The 19,373-nt window shown below is 36.9% G+C and carries 18 protein-coding genes, 1 tRNA gene and 1 pseudogene; 9 read left to right on the top strand and 11 right to left on the bottom strand.

What is annotated here, in order from left to right; translation table 11 throughout:
* Positions 1–33: 33 nt before the first annotated feature.
* A complete protein-coding gene (locus ACJZL3_RS05660; RefSeq protein ID WP_010082395.1) occupies positions 34–984 on the top strand; it encodes a complex I NDUFA9 subunit family protein in 951 nt (316 codons plus the stop codon).
* An 8-nt stretch (positions 985–992) separates the two neighbouring features.
* Here ACJZL3_RS05660 and ACJZL3_RS05655 read toward each other — a convergent pair.
* Positions 993–1,066 (bottom strand) — tRNA-Arg (locus ACJZL3_RS05655).
* 1,031 nt (positions 1,067–2,097) lie between these two features.
* Between ACJZL3_RS05655 and terL the strand changes: the two genes are divergently transcribed.
* From terL to topA, 3 genes are all read left to right on the top strand, one after another.
* Positions 2,098–3,549 carry a phage terminase large subunit gene (gene terL / locus ACJZL3_RS05650; RefSeq protein ID WP_264374293.1) on the top strand — a complete coding sequence of 484 codons (1,452 nt, stop codon included), beginning with the start codon at positions 2,098–2,100 and terminating at the stop codon, positions 3,547–3,549.
* A gap of 99 nt (positions 3,550–3,648) precedes the next feature.
* The gene (locus tag ACJZL3_RS05645; protein WP_419198969.1) at positions 3,649–3,738 is read left to right on the top strand and encodes a hypothetical protein; all 90 of its coding nucleotides are present in this window, start codon (positions 3,649–3,651) and stop codon (positions 3,736–3,738) included.
* 87 nt (positions 3,739–3,825) lie between these two features.
* A complete protein-coding gene (topA, locus tag ACJZL3_RS05640; RefSeq protein ID WP_010963054.1) occupies positions 3,826–6,276 on the top strand; it encodes a type I DNA topoisomerase in 2,451 nt (816 codons plus the stop codon).
* A gap of 164 nt (positions 6,277–6,440) precedes the next feature.
* Here the strand turns inward: topA and ACJZL3_RS05635 are convergent, their stop codons facing one another.
* Entirely contained in the window at positions 6,441–7,268 is an 828-nt protein-coding gene (locus tag ACJZL3_RS05635) for a rhodanese-related sulfurtransferase (RefSeq protein ID WP_010963056.1), read from the bottom strand.
* A 129-nt stretch (positions 7,269–7,397) separates the two neighbouring features.
* Here ACJZL3_RS05635 and ACJZL3_RS05630 point away from each other — a divergent pair, with 129 nt between their 5' ends.
* Entirely contained in the window at positions 7,398–8,996 is a 1,599-nt protein-coding gene (locus tag ACJZL3_RS05630; protein ID WP_095742778.1) for an ABC transporter permease, read from the top strand.
* A gap of 10 nt (positions 8,997–9,006) precedes the next feature.
* On the opposite strand, the gene ACJZL3_RS05625 is transcribed toward ACJZL3_RS05630, so the two are convergent.
* The 9 genes and pseudogenes from ACJZL3_RS05625 to ACJZL3_RS05585 all read right to left on the bottom strand — a co-directional run bounded on the left by ACJZL3_RS05625 (position 9,007) and on the right by ACJZL3_RS05585 (position 15,999).
* Entirely contained in the window at positions 9,007–9,765 is a 759-nt protein-coding gene (locus ACJZL3_RS05625; protein WP_419198721.1) for an Rpn family recombination-promoting nuclease/putative transposase, read from the bottom strand.
* Positions 9,762–10,592, bottom strand: a complete 831-nt coding sequence (locus tag ACJZL3_RS05620) for a group II intron maturase-specific domain-containing protein (protein WP_419198968.1) — start codon at positions 10,590–10,592, stop codon at positions 9,762–9,764. Before ACJZL3_RS05620 ends, ACJZL3_RS05625 begins: the two co-directional genes overlap by 4 nt.
* The gene (locus ACJZL3_RS05615; RefSeq protein ID WP_419198720.1) at positions 10,586–11,308 is read right to left on the bottom strand and encodes a reverse transcriptase N-terminal domain-containing protein; all 723 of its coding nucleotides are present in this window, start codon (positions 11,306–11,308) and stop codon (positions 10,586–10,588) included. The genes ACJZL3_RS05620 and ACJZL3_RS05615 overlap by 7 nt, the downstream gene beginning before the upstream one ends.
* Before the next feature lie 37 nt (positions 11,309–11,345).
* Entirely contained in the window at positions 11,346–11,489 is a 144-nt protein-coding gene (locus tag ACJZL3_RS05610) for a hypothetical protein (protein ID WP_173862902.1), read from the bottom strand.
* A 454-nt stretch (positions 11,490–11,943) separates the two neighbouring features.
* A pseudogene (locus tag ACJZL3_RS05605) lies at positions 11,944–12,189 on the bottom strand (PD-(D/E)XK nuclease family transposase); the annotation flags it as partial.
* Between the two features lie 279 nt (positions 12,190–12,468).
* Complete coding sequence (dxr, locus tag ACJZL3_RS05600) at positions 12,469–13,632, bottom strand: 1-deoxy-D-xylulose-5-phosphate reductoisomerase (protein ID WP_419198719.1); 1,164 nt, start codon at positions 13,630–13,632, stop codon at positions 12,469–12,471.
* Positions 13,633–13,704: 72 nt separating this feature from the next.
* Positions 13,705–14,202, bottom strand: coding sequence for a hypothetical protein (locus ACJZL3_RS05595; RefSeq protein ID WP_010082318.1), 498 nt, complete (start codon positions 14,200–14,202; stop codon positions 13,705–13,707).
* Positions 14,203–14,522: 320 nt separating this feature from the next.
* Entirely contained in the window at positions 14,523–15,224 is a 702-nt protein-coding gene (locus ACJZL3_RS05590) for an ABC transporter ATP-binding protein (protein ID WP_006279859.1), read from the bottom strand.
* Complete coding sequence (locus tag ACJZL3_RS05585) at positions 15,217–15,999, bottom strand: MlaE family ABC transporter permease (protein WP_038199265.1); 783 nt, start codon at positions 15,997–15,999, stop codon at positions 15,217–15,219. Before ACJZL3_RS05585 ends, ACJZL3_RS05590 begins: the two co-directional genes overlap by 8 nt.
* A gap of 910 nt (positions 16,000–16,909) precedes the next feature.
* Between ACJZL3_RS05585 and rpmF the strand changes: the two genes are divergently transcribed.
* The 4 genes from rpmF to ACJZL3_RS05565 all read left to right on the top strand — a co-directional run bounded on the left by rpmF (position 16,910) and on the right by ACJZL3_RS05565 (position 19,371).
* Positions 16,910–17,092, top strand: a complete 183-nt coding sequence (rpmF, locus tag ACJZL3_RS05580; protein ID WP_010962967.1) for a 50S ribosomal protein L32 — start codon at positions 16,910–16,912, stop codon at positions 17,090–17,092.
* 10 nt (positions 17,093–17,102) lie between these two features.
* Entirely contained in the window at positions 17,103–18,140 is a 1,038-nt protein-coding gene (plsX, locus tag ACJZL3_RS05575; protein WP_038199264.1) for a phosphate acyltransferase PlsX, read from the top strand.
* Complete coding sequence (locus ACJZL3_RS05570) at positions 18,133–19,089, top strand: beta-ketoacyl-ACP synthase III (RefSeq protein WP_010962965.1); 957 nt, start codon at positions 18,133–18,135, stop codon at positions 19,087–19,089. Before plsX ends, ACJZL3_RS05570 begins: the two co-directional genes overlap by 8 nt.
* A 111-nt stretch (positions 19,090–19,200) precedes the next feature.
* The gene (locus tag ACJZL3_RS05565) at positions 19,201–19,371 is read left to right on the top strand and encodes a hypothetical protein (protein WP_419198718.1); all 171 of its coding nucleotides are present in this window, start codon (positions 19,201–19,203) and stop codon (positions 19,369–19,371) included.
* Positions 19,372–19,373 lie beyond the last annotated feature (2 nt).

Raw genomic sequence — 19,373 nt, 5'->3', positions numbered from 1 at the left:
ATTTACAGTAACAAATTATTAGGAACTTTAATTGTGACAAAACGTGTAATTATTTTTGGTGGAACGGGGTTTATAGGGAAACACATCGTAAGACGCTTGGCAGCAGAAGGATATTTAATAAAGATATTCACTCGTAATCAGGAAAAAGCTGCTTGTTTAAAATTGTGTGGCAATTTAGGACAAATATCAATATTTAAAGGCGATTTTTTTGATGAAAAATCAGTTCTGGATGGTATGGAAGAATGTGATGTAGCTATAAACTTAGTGGGAATATTATATGAAGCAAAAAAGCACGATTTTTACGCTGTTCACGTTAAAATAGCTGAAAGGATAGCAAAAGCTGCAAAAATGAAAAATGTACCTATGATGATACATTTTTCTGCTATGGGAATAGAAAATAGCAAGTTGTCAAAATATGCCAAAAGTAAATTGGAAGGTGAAAAAGCTGTAACTTCAGCATTTCAAAAAGCAATAATAATTAGGCCAAGCCTTGTATTTGGTAAAGAAGACAACTTCTTTAATAAATTTGCAAGATTAGCAACTATTCTTCCTTTCTTACCACTAATTGGCAATGGAACAACTAAATTTCAGCCAATATGTGTAACAGACTTAGCTGAAGTGGTATATCGTATTATCAGTTTTAATAAGCAAGACAAGAAAATTTATAACATGGGTGGACCAAAGGTTTACTCTTTCAAAAGCTTATTGAAGTTTATTCTGAATGTTACTAACAGAAAGTGTTTGTTGATCAATGTATCTTTTCCAATGGCAAAGTTAATAGCTTTCTTTTTAGAAAATAAAATTATTTCTATGCTGCTAAAACCAATAACCGGAGATACGAACCCTATGCTTACTCAAGATCAGGTGAAAGTTATGATGAATAGTTCAATCGAAAAGTCAGTTGACCTTGAAACAATGAAGGTTCGACCATTAGCAATTGAAAATGTGGTGCCAGAGTACTTGAAGATTTATAGAAAGTATTGATAAAAGAGTGTGCCCGGTGGGATTCGAACCTACGACCCACAGCTTAGAAGGCTGTTGCTCTATCCAGCTGAGCTACGGGCACACAACATATATAAAATGCTTCTTAGTACAAGTGAAGTCAAGTACTTCGTGTGAATATGATGTTTATCTTGCGACACCTTGTCATTGCAGTTGTGTGTCGCGCGCTGCCAAAATTGGATGCGAGAAGTCTATTTATTTTAGAAAATATTATATAGAAACTTACTTGACACCCTTCGCCAGCGCCCTTATCATGATAGTGAAGCTATTGTATTTGCTTTCGCCAATCTGCAGATTAAAAGGTAAGGATTACTTAATGTATCGGCGTCTTATGTTCAATTTTTTGCAGTATATAGATACTGTATGTCTTTACAAAACTTCATCTACATCTAGATTTTTATCTAAATAAGCTGAACGCGCTTATAAAGCGTTACAAGACATCAAAAAATGCCAATACTCGACAGAGATAGTAAAAGACTAGCTAACTCGGGGATTCTTTGTCTTTTTTTCTGCTTGGTAAATTTCTTAAACATTTGCAGCGTAGGTTAGTTGCAATTAAAAGCAGCTGAATTTCGCTTGTCAAGCGTTTAAAACATAAAAAACGCCAATATTTTAAAGCAGATAATAACCAAGGGGCTTCTTTTGCCTTTTTTTCATTTGGTAAATTTCTTAATATTTATGGCTAAACGACAATCGTCATCCCGCTGCTTGTTAGCGGGATCTCTTGTTAGCGGCTGAGATACCGCGAATGAATCGCGGTATGACGGTGTAATGATGGTTAAGTATCCCGCTGCTTGTTAGCGGGATCTATGCTTTGAGATACCGCGAATGAATCGCGGTATGACGGTGTAATGATGGTTAAGTAATTCGTCATCCCGCTACGTGTTAGCGGGATCTATGTTAAGAGATACCGCGAATGAATCGCGGTATGACGGTGTAATGATGGTTAAGTAATTCGTCATCCCGCTACGTGTTAGCGGGATCTATGTTAAGAGATACCGCGAATGAATCGCGGTATGACGGTTAAGTAGGGTGTCATTCCAGTGCTCCTTTTTTTGTCATCCCAGCGTCACGCGTTGGTTTCAACATTATATCATGAACTTTCTAAAATTCATTGAACTGTGCTTTCAAACGGTAGTGCCGGGGTGTGAGTATAACGATTATCAGTATATAAAAGTCATAGCAGACAGGCTGGAAGCAGCGAGCGCTGGTGAAGTGAAACGAATAATATTCAATATGCCTCCGCGCTCGATGAAGTCCATGTGCATAAGCGTTGCGTGGCCCGCATGGATACTGGGAAACCAACCAACTGCGAGAATAATAGTTGCAAGTTATTCTCAGCGGCTCAGCGAAAAGCACTCGCTCGACACCAGGTGCGTGATGCAGTCTAGTTGGTATAGAGCGCTATTTCCAGAGATAGAACTATCCAAAGACCAGAATACCAAATATAAATTTCAAACAGTGCAGAGAGGATACAGAATCGCAACATCAGTTGGTGGAACACTAACTGGTGAAGGTGGTGATTTTATCATTGTGGACGATCCGCTCAGTTCTGCTCAAGCTTTGAGTGAAACGCTTAGAAAGCGTGCCACAAACTGGTTTGATCAGACTTTAGTAACCAGGCTGAACGATAGAAAAAAAGGAGTCATCGTTCTTGTAATGCACAGGCTACACCAGGAGGACTTAACTGGACACCTTCTCTCCAAGCCAAAAAACATATGGCATCATATTTGTTTGCCAATGATTTCTGAAAATAAGCAGGTTATTTATTCAATCAAAAAGCCAATGCCTCCCGTTCCTGTCATCCGAGTAGCTCAGCACTGTGCGACCAGGCGATTATATAATAAACCAGCGTCACCTGTAAGGATATTATATTCAAGAGAAGAAGGTCAGTTGTTATATCCCCTCGATGGAGGAAAAGAAGAAGTTGAGATAATAAAAGCTGAACTTGGGAGTTACGCTTTTGCTGCTCAATATCAACAAAACCCTCTGCCGCTTTCAAGTGGTATAATTAAACCAGAGTGGTTGAAACGCTATAAAAAATTTCCTGATAATCTCTCGCATATAACACAAAGTTGGGATACTGCGGTTTCAACAAGTAACATGAGCAACTTTAGTGTCTGCACCACCTGGGCAAAAATAGATAATAAATTCTATTTACTCGACGTATATCGCGCAAAGCTTGAGTATCCAAAGCTTAAAGAACAGGTTTTGTCACTAGCTGCAAGATGGACGCCACACGCAATTTTAATCGAAGCAAAAACAAGTGGTCAACAATTGGTGCAAGAGCTAAAGACAAACAGTGATTTACCGATTATTGAAATAGTGCCACATGATGACAAGCTCACTCGATTTCATCAAATTGTTCCGATTATAGAGTCTGGCAAAGTTTTTCTGCCACATCAAGCAGTATGGCTGAACGATTTTGAGTATGAGATTTTAATGTTTCCTGAAACGCGCCACGACGACCAAGTGGACAGTACCGTGCAATATTTGCAGTGGGTGAGAAACAGTACCTCTAGGGTTACGGCTGTACGGGCATTGTGATTTGAGAGCAATTTCCACAAGGGAGGATGTCATCCCAGCGCTCCTTTTTTTGTCATGCAAGTAGCTGACACTGGAATCTAGCTTCTCGTTGCTGCTGCGATCATATACTATTGTAATGAGCCTTCAAAGTCACTTAAAAATAGCAACGTCCAAGGGTTTTCTGAAAAGGTCCCACAACCCGGTTCGTAAAATTCACAAGAACCATTAAAATATTTTTTTACTTTTCATTGTATATTTCTCAACATATTATCTTTAAGTACTAAAATAATTAACAATATGGCATTATTAATAGTTGAATCACCTGCGAAAGCAAAGACAATAGGTAAATATTTGAGTAAAGAGTTCAAAGTAGCTGCATCCTTTGGACATGTGAGGGATCTTCCAGCAAAAAACGGTTCTGTCGATCCGGATAATGATTTTACTATAAAGTATGAAACCATTGAAAAAGCAGAAAAGTATATAAAAGAGCTAGTAAAAGCCGCAAGCAAAACATCAGATATATATCTTGCAACAGACCCAGACAGAGAAGGGGAAGCAATGGCTTGGCATGTGATAGAGACATTAAAAGAAAAGAAAGCAATCAGTAATGAAAACAACATTTATAGAGTAGTCTTTAATGAGATAACAAAAAGAGCAGTACAAGAAGCAATAAAAAATCCACGTGAAATTAATATGGATTTAGTGCGTGCACAACAAGCACGTAGAGCTTTGGATTATCTAGTTGGATTTAGTTTGTCACCACTGCTGTGGACAAAATTGTCGGGAAGCAAGTCTGCAGGGCGAGTGCAGTCTGTTGCATTAAAGATTATATGCGAACGAGAAGATGAAATTAGTAAATTTATAACACAGGAGTATTGGAGCATAAAAGCAGAAATGCAAAATAGCAAAGATGAGGCTTTTTTTGCTATGCTAAGCCACTATGACAATAAAAAGCTAGAAAAATTTGATATTAAGAATGAAGAAGAAGCAAAGAACTTAGTCAGGGAGATTGAATCAAGGCAATATGCTGTAAGCACAGTAGAACGCAAGCAAGTTAAGAGAAACCCGCTTCCTCCGTTTATTACTTCAAGTCTTCAGCAAGATGCAGTGAATAAACTGTATTTTAATGTGAAAAGTGTTATGCGCATAGCGCAAAATTTATATGAAGGTATCGATATTGGTGGTGAAACTGTAGGGTTGATAACTTACATGCGTACAGATGGGTTTCATATTGCAGATGAGGCTATAAACTCAATTAGAGGGTCAATTAAGTCATTATATGGTGATAAATATTTACCGCAGTCTCCTCGTAAATATGTAAAAAAGGTCAAAAATGCTCAAGAAGCACATGAAGCAATTCGTCCAACTGATATCAATAGAACGCCGGGTAGTATTAAGGATTACTTAACGCCAGAGCAATTTAAATTGTATGATTTAATCTGGAAAAGGACCATTGCAAGTCAAATGGAGTCGGCGATTCTTGATCAAGTGGTAGTCGAAATTAGTTCTACTGACCAGAAAGTAATTCTGCGAGCAAGTGGATCAAGTATATTCTTTGATGGTTTTTATAGAGTCTACCAAGATAACATAGAAGCCGAAAATGAAGGCCTGCTACCTGCCATGAAGGAAGGGGAAGCGTGTAAGCTGATTTCAGTTGAGCCAAAACAACATTTCACTCAACCGCCACCTCGTTATAGTGAAGCAAGTATCGTAAAAAAAATGGAAGAAATCGGTATAGGTCGACCATCAACTTATGCAACAATTATTTCGGTATTACAAGATCGTGAGTACGTTTCATTGGATAGCAAAAGGTTTATTCCAAGCAGCCGCGGTAAAATCGTTACTATATTTTTAGAAACTTTTTTTCAGCGTTGTGTAGAGTATGATTTCACAGCACAAATGGAAGAGAAGCTTGATTTAATTTCAAATGGACATGCAGATTGGAAAAAAGAATTAGGCCACTTTTGGGTGCCATTTTTTGGTCATGTAAACTCTGTCAAGCAAATGACGCATGATGAAGTTTTCAGCGGCATTCACGATTTGGTAATCGATTGGTTTTGTTCAGAAGAAGGAAGAAAAGAGGTGAATACGAAATGCCCTGCTTGCTTAGGTGGCATATTGAAATTGAACTTTGGAAAAGCCGGGGTGTTCCTTGGATGTTCTAACTATCCTGAATGCAACCATACAAAAGAAATTACAGGTAGTAACGACAATTCAGAATATCCAAAAAGTTTAGGTATAGATGATATAACAAACCAAGAAGTGATGATCAAAAAGGGTCCTTTTGGACTTTATCTGGAGTTTAATAACGAGTTAAAAAAGAAAAAAACGGTTTCCATACCAAAAGATATAAATGTTAATGAGATTGATCTGAGCACCGCTACTCAGTTACTTTCCTTGCCAAAAGTAATCGGAGAACACCCTGAAACCGGAAAGGAAGTAAAAATAGGCCTTGGGCGATTTGGGTACTATATTTTCTATGATGGTAGATACTTTTCTCTTAAGAAAAGCTCCAAAGAGGTGCTGAATACAGAATTGAGCGAAGCTGTACAAATTATTGCAAACAGTCCACGCAAAGAGTTAAAATCTCTCGGGGTTAATGAAAAGGGAAAAGAAGTTTTTATCTGCAACGGTAGGTACGGATTCTATATAAAATGCGGTAAAACAAACGTTGCTTTGGGCAAGAGTGCAGATATTGAGAGTATAGATCTGGAGAAGGCTTTAGAGTTGATTAAGGGTAAGAAATAGACTTCTTGCATAACCATATGCTCTTTATTGTCATTCCAGCGCGTGACGCTGGAATCTAGAAAAAAAGAACCTGGATGCCAGTGTCTGGGCACTGGCATGACACCCTTTCTGGTAGAGGTTGCTCTCAAATCACAACGTGCATACAACTGCAGCAGTATGATGTTTTATTTATTATAGCTATAACACTGAAGTTTACAATCAGAACAAACCACTTGGCCACGTGGAACTGATTTCAGTTTATCAGTTGAAACTTGATTTGAGCAGAATATGCATTTTATTGTGTTGCTTGGAGTAAGTGAGTTATCAACAGCAATTCTATCATCAAAAACAAAACATTCTCCTTTCCAATTACCATTTTTATTATAAGTTTTTTCAAGGTAAGAAAGAATGCCGCCTTTAAGATGGTAAACATCACTAAATCCAAGGCTTTTCATATATGCTGTAGATTTTTCGCATCTAATCCCACCAGTGCAGTACATAGCCACTTTCAGGTCTTTACTCTCAGAAAATGACTCTGTCCACTGAGGAAACTCACGGAAACATTGTGTGTGTGGATTAATTGCATTCTTAAACTTGCCTAATTTCACTTCATACTCGTTTCGTGTATCTATTACTAAAACGTCAGGTTGAGAAGTAAAATCATCCCAATGCTCTGGATCAACATATTTACCCCTAAGGGAAATATCAAGATTGCTTACACCAAGATTCACAATCTCTCTTTTTAATTTTACCTTCATCTTGCTAAATGGTTGATATTCTGCTGCACTCTCTTTCCATGTAAGGTCCCTTAGCCTATAATCAGAACGTAGAAAATCGAATATTTTATCAATTGCGTTTCTTTCACCAGATATTGTTGCATTAACACCCTCTTCTGCAAGGAGTATAGTGCCCTTTAACTCAACGTTGTTGCATGCAGCTTTTATTTCGTCTTTCATGTCATAATAATTAGAGAGTTCTACAAAGTGATAGAAAGTTGCAATGACGAAGCTCATGATTATTCACTTATCAACTAAAAACATGATATACAAAATTATAAAGATATTCAATAGTACGGCTGTTAATTACTGGATATCTTCAGTTTTTACATATAACATTTTAATATAAAATATAGATTCAAATTAATGTTTTTAAGAGTATTTAAAAATATATTCTTATTTTTAGTAAGCATATTATTCGTCTGCCCAATATTATCATTAATATCAATCTTATTTACAGATTCAGCGAATTCCGAATGGGTAATCAGTACACTTTTTCCTGAATATATACTGAGTACGTTAATTTTGATGGTAGGAGTAGGGGGAATATCTTTCATATTTGGAGTAATTCCAGCTTGGCTCACCACATTTTTTTCATTTCCTGGAAGTAAAATTTTTGAGATTGCTTTGTTCTTTCCGATATCGATTCCTGGATATATAGTAGCGTTCGTCTATGTAAATACGCTAGAGTTTTCAGGTCCGGTGCAGAGCTTATTAAGAGACATTTTAGATTGGAGCAAAGGTGACTATTGGTTTCCTGAAATAAAATCCCTAGGTGGTGGAATATTAGTAATGGGATTCAGCCTATATCCATACGTTTATATGTTAGTTCGCTCAAGTCTAAAGAATGTTAGTAACTCAGTCACTATTGCGTCAACGCTTGGGTTCTCCTCATTGAAGAGCCTGTTTTCTGTTATCATACCCTCCATACGCCCATCAATTATAGCTGGGTTGTCTTTGGTACTAATGGAAGTAATTACAGATTTCGGCACACCACAGTTTCTTGCTATCGATACTTTTACGACAGGAATATATCGCACCTGGTTTTTACTGCATGACAAATATTCAACTACTGTTTTAGCAGTTGCAGAATTAATTTTCGTTGTGATACTAATAGCTATCGAAAAAAAACTACAAAAAAAAGGAATATCTTACTCTTCAATCAATACCAATTCGGACTATCACAACAAACGGAGTATAAGTGGCGCTATGCCGTTGATCTTTGCTTATCTTATGTGTGTATTGCCGATCTTAATAGGTTTTATTTTGCCAATGATTCCGCTCATATATTGGAGCATAGAGAAGGGGTTTTTCATATACGAAGCAAGATTCTATAACATAATAGCAAATAGCATTAGTTTATCATTTATCACCGCATTAATCTCAATTAGCATTGCAATAATGATTGGATATACGGCGCGTAAAAATAAGGTAATCAACAATATAGCGCGTCTCATTTCTTTAGGCTACGCAATTCCAAATGCAATTATCGCAATTAGTATAATAATATTTTTAAGCAGAATATCCTCTTTCATTACTCAATATGTTGTGGAAATTAGCTTGGTAGGAACTATTGGCGCATTAGTTTACTCATATTTATTTCGTTTTTTTGCTATATCTTTCAAGGCGGTAGAGTCAGGGCTCAAAAAAACACCAAATGAAATTGAGTGGACTGCATATACTATGGGTCATGGACCTATTTCCACATGTTTGAATGTTCATATCCCTCTCATCAAGAAGAGTATATTATCGGGATTTTTGCTCGTATTTATGGATACTATCAAAGAGCTCACAGCAACACTCATTATAAGACCATTTAATTTTGAAACTATATCAACTAGAATATATGAACTTGTAAGCGATGAGCGCTATAGAGAAGCTGCCCCATTTTCGTTAATAATAGTTATAATAGGCTTAATCTCTACAATAACCTTATTTACACTTGATGATAAGGATAAAAAATAAACGTAACCGTTCACAGATTTCCACTTAATTCTTCAATCTCACTAATAGAAAGGCCAGTAAACTTAACAATAGTGTTGACATCAACATTATTAGCCAGCATTGCTTTTGCGACTTCAATTTTCCCTTTCTCTATACCTTTTTGTATACCTTTCTCTTCAGCAAGATCAAGTCTGTATTCAAGAATAGCTTCTTCTTTGCGTAGATCCATTATCCTTTCTTCATAGGCTACTAAATCTTTTTCGTTCCAACGAAACTTGTCTAATTCATCATATGCTAGCTTTATTATTGGCGCTTTTTCTGCTATCTCTTTTAAGTCCTCTTCTGTTGTTTCTTCTGCGTATTTAAAAAAGAAACACCACCTTTCTACTATACTTTCTAACTGCTCTACTTTATTTTTTGCGAATTTAGGCAACTCAATAAAGACAAACTGAAAATCTTTTAAGTAATGGCCGTTAGTTTTTATATCACGTATATTGTGAGTAGAAATATAATCAACTTCTTCAGGAAGTAAGTTACAATTTGATATAGCAATAAAGAAGACTTTCTTTAAATCAATGTAGTTGCCAGATTTATCTAATTGTCTTGAGTAGGCTTTAGCGGCATATAATTGAGCGCGTTTTTCGAAGCCCTTGTCTCTAGCGAGCTGGTTAGGTAAGGAAGTAGTATTGCTACTACTCCCTCCCTTAGAAACGCAGCATGCAGGTTTCCCCACACTACGCTTGAGCCCCTTATCTAAGTCCTTCTTTTCTCGAACCGGCTTGTCCTTCATGATTCCTCAGAAAACATCATTCTTAATGGTGACACCAACAGTAGAGAACCTTCTCTTGAGAAAGAGCTTGCTAACATTTTTGTTTGTTTCACTCTTTCATCAAAATACTTTTTCCATTTTAAGTCAAGTGGATTTGCATCCGCCCTGATTTTAACATGTCGTCTGATAGGTATATCAATCAACCTAAGCAGTCTTAAATGCCTTATCTCTTTCGGTTTGTTCTTGCATATGGGTGCAGCAAAGACCCATTGGCGTTGTTTCATTACCTTGAAGTAACGATTCTTTATCCAACGTAATCCTTTACGAGGATGTCTTTTCTTTGCCCATTTCCATAGAGCACACATAATTTCATGGTCTATTTTGTTAAAAGCTCTTTTCGCACACACATGGCTGTAGTAATTTCCCCATCCCCTTAATAGGGAATTGAGCAACTTGATTAGTACGGCCTGAGTGTTCGCTATGTTTGCCTTTATCAATGTACGTGCTTTATTAAGAAGTTTCTTAATACTTTCTTTTGAAGGTTTTATAATTAACTTCTTATTATACCTGCGTACATTACAACCAAGAAAGTCAAACCCTGTTGTAATAGATGTAATTTTTGTTTTCTCTTCGGAAAGGATAAGACCTCTCTCCTGAAGAAAGGACGATACTAGAGGTTTTACTTCATTTTCCAGTACTTCACGTGTGATTCCTGAAATGATAAAGTCATCTGCGTACCTGATTACATTTACTCCACTTCTGATTTTGCTTCTTCTTTTACTGCCAAGTTTACCAAATTGACTTTCCAATGATTTTTCAAGTCCATTTAGGGCTAGATTTGCTAGTATTGGAGAGATGATACTACCTTGTGGGGTACCTGCAGTTGTGGAATACAGAGTTTTGATTCTAGGAAGCCAGCTTTTAACCAGCTATGAAGAATTTTCTTCTCCATAGGAATATGCTTCATGAGCCATTCATGGTTAATGTTATCAAAACACCCTTTAATATCACCTTCGAGTATCCATTGTAGTTGGTTACGGCTTGCCAGTAACAAGTGACAAGCCACAGTAGCGTCTGCGCAGGATCTTTTTGGTCTAAAACCATAAGAGTGACGATCACTGATCGTTTCAGCTATCGGTTCCAAAGCAAACAAGTATAATGCTTGCATGGCTCTATCTTTTATCGTAGGGATTCCAAGAGGTCTTCTTTTGCCATTAGACTTACTGATGTATATCCGTTTTAGCGGAGAAGGTTTGTATCCTCTTTGTTTTAATAGCTTTATTCCTTGAAATTTTGTGTTGCAAGTTGACCATATTTGACGATCTACACCTGCTGTGTTTTTTCCTTGGTTTTCAGTTACTCTCTTAACCGCCAAAGCTTTGCCGCTAAAAGAGCGTGTGAGAAGGTGTTGTAAAGTTTTCACCTTACCCCATCTGCCTTGTTGGACAGCCTTAACAATACGCCTCTGTAGCCTCATAACAACTTTTTGGCATTTCTTCCAGGGTAACTGGTTCCATGCTTCGGAGTTATTGGTAGGTGCACTTACAGTTGTACTTGTAATCATCTGCTTTCCTACCTTAAGTGGTTAACAAAGTTTCTTGTCATGAGGGACCAAATGGAAGTCTGCTCGTTTTCACGCGAATTAATGTTACAAATTCTATCCATTTCGTTACAAAATGGCATTCGCTTTCTCCATTATCCTTTACCTGCACATCCATCAGCATTCCTTGCGGGTTGCCTGCCATATAGGCGAAAATACAGGCTTATCCTGTTCCTTTTGTCATACAATAGTGGGTTAGGTGGCTTCTCTATACCGGTGGAATTATTATTTGCGTACATCCAGAAATGAAAAATGTAACTCACCCACATTACCTTTTGGTCGGAGCTTATCAGCATCTTTAGCTCTTTAATCGTTACGATACTTATGAAGCTTCACTTACGTTCACCATACCACTAAGCCTAGCCCTCCAACCACATGATGCTTGTAGTTTATGCTTTCTCTCACGATTGAGCATCTTCTTTATCAAGAGGAGGTTCATTGTCCGCGTCGCTCGGCACCAACTGGTTACCCAATTCGCACTGATGCGTAGACTCAGATGGCAAAACATCTGGTTCAATAAGCTTTAGAATCCTTTCAGTTTCTTTCTGAATGAATTCCTCTCCTTTTAAACAATATGACCGAAGGCTTTCAGGTCGCACCATTTCAATCACATACCTAGCCCCACTAGAGTCCCTGCAAAGAACATCAACTATACTTTGCTTATCAGAGGCAATTTCAGGATCCATTATAGTACTGAGGAATTCCACTTCTTGTATAGTATTTATCTCGGTAAACCCTAAAATATCATTCAAAAAATGTATGAGAATATTCTTATTTTTTTCAGTGCCAAATATTTTTTTGAAGGTTAAATCCAGCTTAGGGTCGAGAAACTTAGATAAAGCCATAGCCAAAGTGCTTAAAAATATTAATAATTATACACTATTATTAACAATTATTCAACCATATTTTTGAAGATAGCTATGCCGCCGCGAACCGTCATACCGCCGCGGTATCTCTAGATCCCGCTAACAAGCAGCGGGATGACGAATTACTTAACCGTCATACCACCGCGAACCGTCATACCGCCGCGGTATCTCGGCATAGATTCCGCTAACTAGTAGCGGAATGACGATTGTGTATCGTGTTTTGCTAAAAATCACAGAATGCAGTCTGGTTACATTACTCTAGCTATACGCAACAACTTTACTTTCAACAATTTTGTGAGCAATAATACGACTTTCATAATCAATATTTATTATATCAGATAGTGAATTAATATCAGTATAACTACCAAAACTTTCCATTGTTGATTCCACTACCTCTACTATTTTTAAAAAGCCGATTCGTGACTTCAAAAATTCATTAACAGCTATTTCATTTGCAGCATTGAGCACAATACTGTTTGTTTGTGGAGCAGAAGAGTTTAACACTGCCATGCTAAGCTTTAGCGCAGGAAAACGCTTATGGTCTGGTTCTTGAAAGGTCAATTTTCCTTGCTTTGTTAAATCTAATTTACGATTTAAAGCTGATCTTTCCGGCCAAGATAGAGCATATGAAATAGGAATTGCCATGTCAGTTTCTGCAAGCACAGCAAAGTTGAACCCATCCTTATAAGTTACAATTCCATGTACTATTGACTCAGGATGCACTATTGCTTCAATTTTATCCGGGCTGATATTAAACAAGTTATGTGCTTCTATTATCTCTAGTGCCTTATTCATCATTGTTGCGCTATCAACCGAGATTTTCTTTCCCATATTCCAAGTGGGGTGACTAAGCGCCTTATCTACCATAACATTTCTTAATTGCTCAAGGCTATAATTTAAGAATGGTCCACCAGAAGCAGTAAGTATGATCTTTTCTACGCATTTGTCGTCATTTTGCAAAATTTGAAAAATTGCATTGTGCTCAGAGTCAATAGGGATTATTTGTACATTTTTTTCTTTAGCTTTTTTGAGTAATAACTTTCCACCGCAAACAATGCTTTCTTTGTTTGCCAATGCAATGACTTTGGTACCGCTTTCTATAACTTCCATAACTGGCCCAAGGCCTGTAACGCCAACTATTGCAACAACTGAGAGATCAACAGGTATGGTAGCAATATTTGTAGCACCAATTGCTATTTTTACATCTGTACCAAGTAAACTTTCTTTCAAATCTTTGTAAAGCCTTTCATCGGAGATAGCAACATATTTTGCATTTAGCAGTTTTGCTTGGTGTGCCAGTAGAGCAAAGTTCGAATGGGCACTTAGTGCTTCCACTTGGTATTCTTCTTTTCTCTTTGAGAGCAAATCTACAGTCTTTTTTCCAACACTTCCTGTTGATCCCAAAACTGAAACCTTTTTCACTAAGACAAACTCATAACAACAGCAACTTTTCTTATTAGGCCTTCTTCCAACTATTCAATAGTTTTTAAGTGTTTAACCAAGTTCATGTCCGTGGTCATCGCCAACAGATGGTGAAGGACCAGGTGAAAAAGATTGACCATGGTGATCACCTGCATCATGCATGTCTTGCAAACCATCAGCATTATGAGCTATTTCGTTATTGGCATGAGGGTAATCATCTGAGTGATGTCCATCATCACCATGAGCCATATCCATTTCTTCTGATGGCATATCTTCCCCACCTCCACCTGAAAAATATTCTGCAAGGCCTTCAAGAAGTTTTATGCCAAACATATTACCTGACTTTCCAAACAATGTTACTAGACTACTGCCACTCACCAAACCTTCAAACACGTTACTATAAGCAGCAATTGCTCCTTCATGAAAGTTGAACAACCATTTCATTCCATCGACAACTGTTGAAACAGAGTCACTATGACCAAGACCAAAACCACTTTTCTCACCAGCAGCCTCTTGGTGTTGCTGCTGCGCTTGCCATTCTGCAATGTTTGGACCTTGAGCTTCACTCATAAATTTTTACTCTCAACCTTAAGCTATTATTTTATCACAAATATTGCAAAATATCAATAGAGCTTTTGAATATAGCTAATACAAACAATTTCTGTCATCCTATATATAGCTAAACTGACTTACGACAATTTGAAAAACGACAAATTCGTCATTCCGCTACTAGTTAGCGGAATCTATGCCGAGATACCGCGAATGAATCGCGGTATGACGTGTTAGCTATAGGATCCAGTTTGAAAAAAATCTGAATTCCAATGTTCACTACCTTTTACAAAGTTAAAACTTAAAAATATGACTGTTAGCAATAGTGTATATATCTTTAGCTATATATAATGAATGAATTTTTTTATATATTCGTTATTAGTATTTTGTATTTCCTGAACAGTTCCATGGGAAATGATCTCCCCTTCATATAATACTGCTATTTTATCAGCTATTTTAAATGCGCTATGAATATCATGTGTAATCGTGATAATTGTAGGGTTAAGATCTCTAGATAATTTTATTATTATCTCGTTTACTATATCTGACATAATTGGGTCCAATCCTGAAGTTGGTTCATCCAAAATAATGATTTCTGGATTGTGTGCAATCGCCCTTGCAAGTGCCACTCTTTTTTTCATTCCACCTGATAGCTCTATTGGAAACATATCTGCTATGCTTTCCTCCAGTCCAACATCATTTAACTTCTCGATTGCTAGCTGTTTTGCCTCTTTTTTGCTGATATTAAAGCGCTTTTTATAATTAAAAGATATATTTTCCCACACTGTAACGTAGTCAAATAAAGCGGAATTTTGAAATAAAACCCCAAATTTATTTTTGCTTTTACTATTTATTTTAACAGACCCTGAGTCTGGAGCAAGCAAGCCGATAATTGTTTTTGTTAATACAGATTTGCCGCTTCCTGAGCCACCAAGTATGACTAATGATTCCCCTTTTAATATATCAAAATTTAGATCTTTTAGTACTGTCCTATCATCAAAAGATAAGCTTAAGTTCAATATTGATATTATGGGGTTACGCATGTATCAAAGTAATCATGTAGTTTGCTAAAATGATCAGTATGGACGATAAAACAACAGTTGATGTTGTAGCAACACCTACTCCTCGTGCACCTTCTTTGCAATGGTAACCGTAATAGCAGCTTGAGACAGAAATGATGGCGCCAAATGCAGTTGCTTTTATTAGCCCAGTTATAAAATCATACGTATTAAAGAACTGAGCTGTGTGTTTAATGTATATATTTAAATTGTGGTTAAATTCGAAGACTGCAGTGATGCATCCTCCAAATATTCCTATTAAATCTGCACATACTGTAAGTATGGGAAATACTATGATTGACGCTAAAATCCTTGGTGCAATTAAATATTTGAAAGGGTTGATGTTCAAAGTTGTAAGGGCATCTATTTGCTCGGTGATGCGCATCGTACCAATTTCTGCTGCAACTGATGATCCAACCTTTCCTACCATTATTAAGCTGATCAAAACTGGTCCTAACTCTTTAATGATAGTGATCGTAACAAGTTTGGGTATTATCTGTTCTTGGTTAATTAATGGGTCACTCAAGCTACTTTGTAAAACTATCGCCGCTCCTATAAAAACTCCAGTGAGCCCAACAATTGGCAGAGAGAAAAAGCCTATCTCTATAATTTGTCTTGCTATGTTGCTAAAATAATATGGTGGCACAAGGCAGTGGTATAGAGATTGAATAAAAAATATGAATGCACTACCAAGCCTTAACAAAAAATTGATAAAGTACCTACCAATTATTCTAACACTATTTATATCAAAAAAGCTCACTTTGTATTCATTTTAGCTAGAGGTTAGTCTTACTGATTTTATTAAAATTTTTATTAACTTTATCGCAAAGTATAGCTGAGATATGTTTTAAGTTCAATATACTTGATGTTTTAATTTAAAGCTTAACCCAAGAAAGGTTTCCCTACGTCATACCGCCACGGTATCCACAACTGTACGAACGTTGTAGTTTGGGAGCAATTCCCACCAGTGGGCCAGTGCCCAGACACTGGGATGGCTTTGTTGCATCGCTACTTATGAAAGGCTAACTATAATTAGGATTATAAGCAACTTATTGAAAATCTTGTTTTTTTGCAATCAATCTGATCAAATTTAAGAATAGTAATTTGTTATTTATATTAATAAATTTAATTCTATTGAAAATAGCTAAAGCATTGAAATTCTTGAATTTTAGCCAGATTAGTGAGTGGTAGTGAAATTTCTTTTACTCAAATTTAGGTGTTCACTGACCGTTCTTGTTATAAATACCAGAATAATAAGCTACTGATATTCCCTATCTTTTTTATCTTTAATCCATCATAGCTAGCGATGCAACAAAGCCCACTGGGATCCAGCTTCTATGCAACTTAATTAAAAACGTTTGTTTTAGCATAAGACAACTACCTTTAGCTCATCAGCTCAGTTATAAGCAAAATTTCTGGATTCCAGACTGGAATGACATCATCTGTTGTGCAATTTACCTTCAAAAATGAATGTTCGTACAGCTATGGATTCATTCGCGGTATAGATTCCGCTAACGAGTAGCGGAATGACGGTTTTTCAAATTGTAGAGCCACTTTAGCTATAGAACTCAATTACATAAGCAAACCTTACTTATTTTACTATCCCTGTTTACTTCCTGTAAAAAACATGTTACTAATGAATTGAATTTTGTAGTAGAATGGAGGAAGTTTTGGCAGTTCCAAAAAGAAAAAAGTCAAAGTCAAGGCGTAATATGCATCGTTCTCATCATGCTATTGAGCCTAAGAATGTTGTGGTATGTTCAACAACTGGGGAATTCATGTTGCCTCATAACGTAGCAGTTGATGGCAGTTACAAAGGAAAACGGGTTTTCATCAAGCAACAGGCAGAGTGACTATTATGATATGTTATCTACGGTCAATAATAATATAGTTATTGCACTTGACGCTATGGGGGGCGATTTTGCGCCTCTTTCCGTAATTCATGGTGCTGGTTTTTTTTTAGACAACCTTGTTGACCCAGGCATTAAAGTTTTTTTTCATATTTATGGAGATAAGGAAGAAGTATCTCCTTTGCTTTTGAAATATAAAAAAGTAAGTAACAATTCTGAATTTACTCATTGTTCTGACAATGTCCTTGCAAATGATAAGCCATCTTTTGCGCTGAGACATCGTAAAGACTCAAGTATGAAAGCTGCAATTGTTGCAGTGAAAGAAGGTAAAGCTTTCGGAGTGGTATCTTCAGGCAACACCGGAGCGTTGATGGCAATTTCCAGATTTATTTTAGGAACATTACCAAACATTTATCGTCCTGCTATTGCCTCTATCTGTCCAACTAAGACAAAAAGCTTCGCTTTGCTTGACCTTGGTGCAAATGTTGATTGTAATGCCGACTCATTATTTCAATTTGCGTTAATGGGTAGTATATTTGCAAAAATAGCATTAAAAATTGACAATCCTGAAGTTGCTTTGCTAAATATCGGCACAGAAGAAGTTAAAGGTAATGACTCAGTGCGCGGCGCTTTTGAGTTGCTTAAAAACGCTCCAGGCATTAATTTCAAAGGGTATATAGAGGCAAGTGAATTTTTAGAGGGTAATATAGATGTGATTGTTGCTGATGGTTTTGTTGGCAATGTAATGCTCAAAACGGCTGAGGCAACCGCTAGTACCTTTATCAATCTAATAAAGCAGGAAGTATTCAATTCGTGGATAGCGAAAATGCTTGTTGGTATATTGTTAAAATCCAAACTAAATAAAGCTTTAACGCGTTTTAATCCCAAAATTAGAAGTGGAGCTATGTTTTTAGGGCTGAATGGTATCATCATTAAAAGTCATGGAAATTCTGATGCTATTTCTTTTGCCCATGCCATAAAATTTGCAGTAAATGCAATTAGTGAAAATTTAAATCAAAAGATAATTAACGGGGTAAGTCATATTGAATAAAAGTTTCATATTAAGCACTGGATCTTACCTACCAAGAAAAATGTTGAGTAACAACGAAATTGCATCGATAGTTGAGACGAGCGATGAATGGATAAGGCAGAGAACAGGAATAGTTCAAAGGCATATAGCAGATGAAGGAGAACTAACGTCAGATCTAGCTGTAAATGCAGCAAAAAGTGCTATAGAAAAAGCTAAAATTTCAGTAGATGAAATTGACTTGATTATAGTTGCTACAACAACTCCTGATAAAACTTTTCCTAGCTGTGCAACGATTGTACAAAGTAAGTTAAAATGTAAAAACGCATTTGCTTTTGATGTACAAGCAGCATGCTCTGGTTTTATATATGCAGTTACAGTTGCTGATTCGCTCATAAAATCTAACAATAGAATTAAATATGCATTGGTTATAGGTGCTGAAATAATGTCTAGGATTGTTGATTGGGAAGATAGGTCAACTTGTGTACTCTTTGGTGATGGTGCTGGTGCAGTGGTGATGAAATCAGAAATGGGTAGAAGCGGCATCATATCAACAAACTTATACTCTGACGGCAATGTGGACATACTATGTACGAACGGAGGGATATCCTCAACTGGTGATTCTGGAAAAATATGCATGAATGGAAGAGAAGTGTTTAAACATGCAGTGGATAAGTTAACAGCCTCAGTAGAGGAAACTCTGAAATGCAATAATTTGAAAATCACTGATATTGACTGGTTAATTCCCCATCAAGCAAACATTCGTATTATTGAAGCAGTAGTAAAGAAATTAGATTTTCCTATAGAGAAAGTGATTAATACCGTTGATAAGCATGCAAACACCTCAGCGGCATCAATTCCACTGGCCTTAGACTATGCAATACAAGAATCAAAAATAAAATCAGGAAATCTGGTACTGCTGATTTCAATAGGTGCAGGCCTGACCTGGGGTTCCGTGTTGCTGCACTATTAGACTTCCTGCATTACCTCCTGTCATCCAAGTACCCTCTTTGTCATTCCAGTGCCTCTTTCTCCTGTCATCCCAGTGCCCTGACTACTTGGATCCAGAAAAAAGAATGGTGTCATGAAAGTAGCTGATACTGATTTTCATCCAAGAGGGTGTCATCTCAGTGCCCTGACTACTTGGATCCAGGAAAGTTTGCTTGTAAGCAAGCAAACTAGCACAGAAAGTGGTTACAACATTTTCGATGAGATTATATGGAAAACTAGATCCCAGTGTCAAGCACTGGGATGACA

Origin of the sequence: Wolbachia endosymbiont of Rhagoletis cingulata (assembly GCF_048537655.1) — a bacterium.
Taxonomy (GTDB): domain Bacteria; phylum Pseudomonadota; class Alphaproteobacteria; order Rickettsiales; family Anaplasmataceae; genus Wolbachia; species Wolbachia pipientis.
Note: the sequence above shows the minus strand (reverse complement) of the source record. Positions and strands in the feature narration are given on the sequence as shown.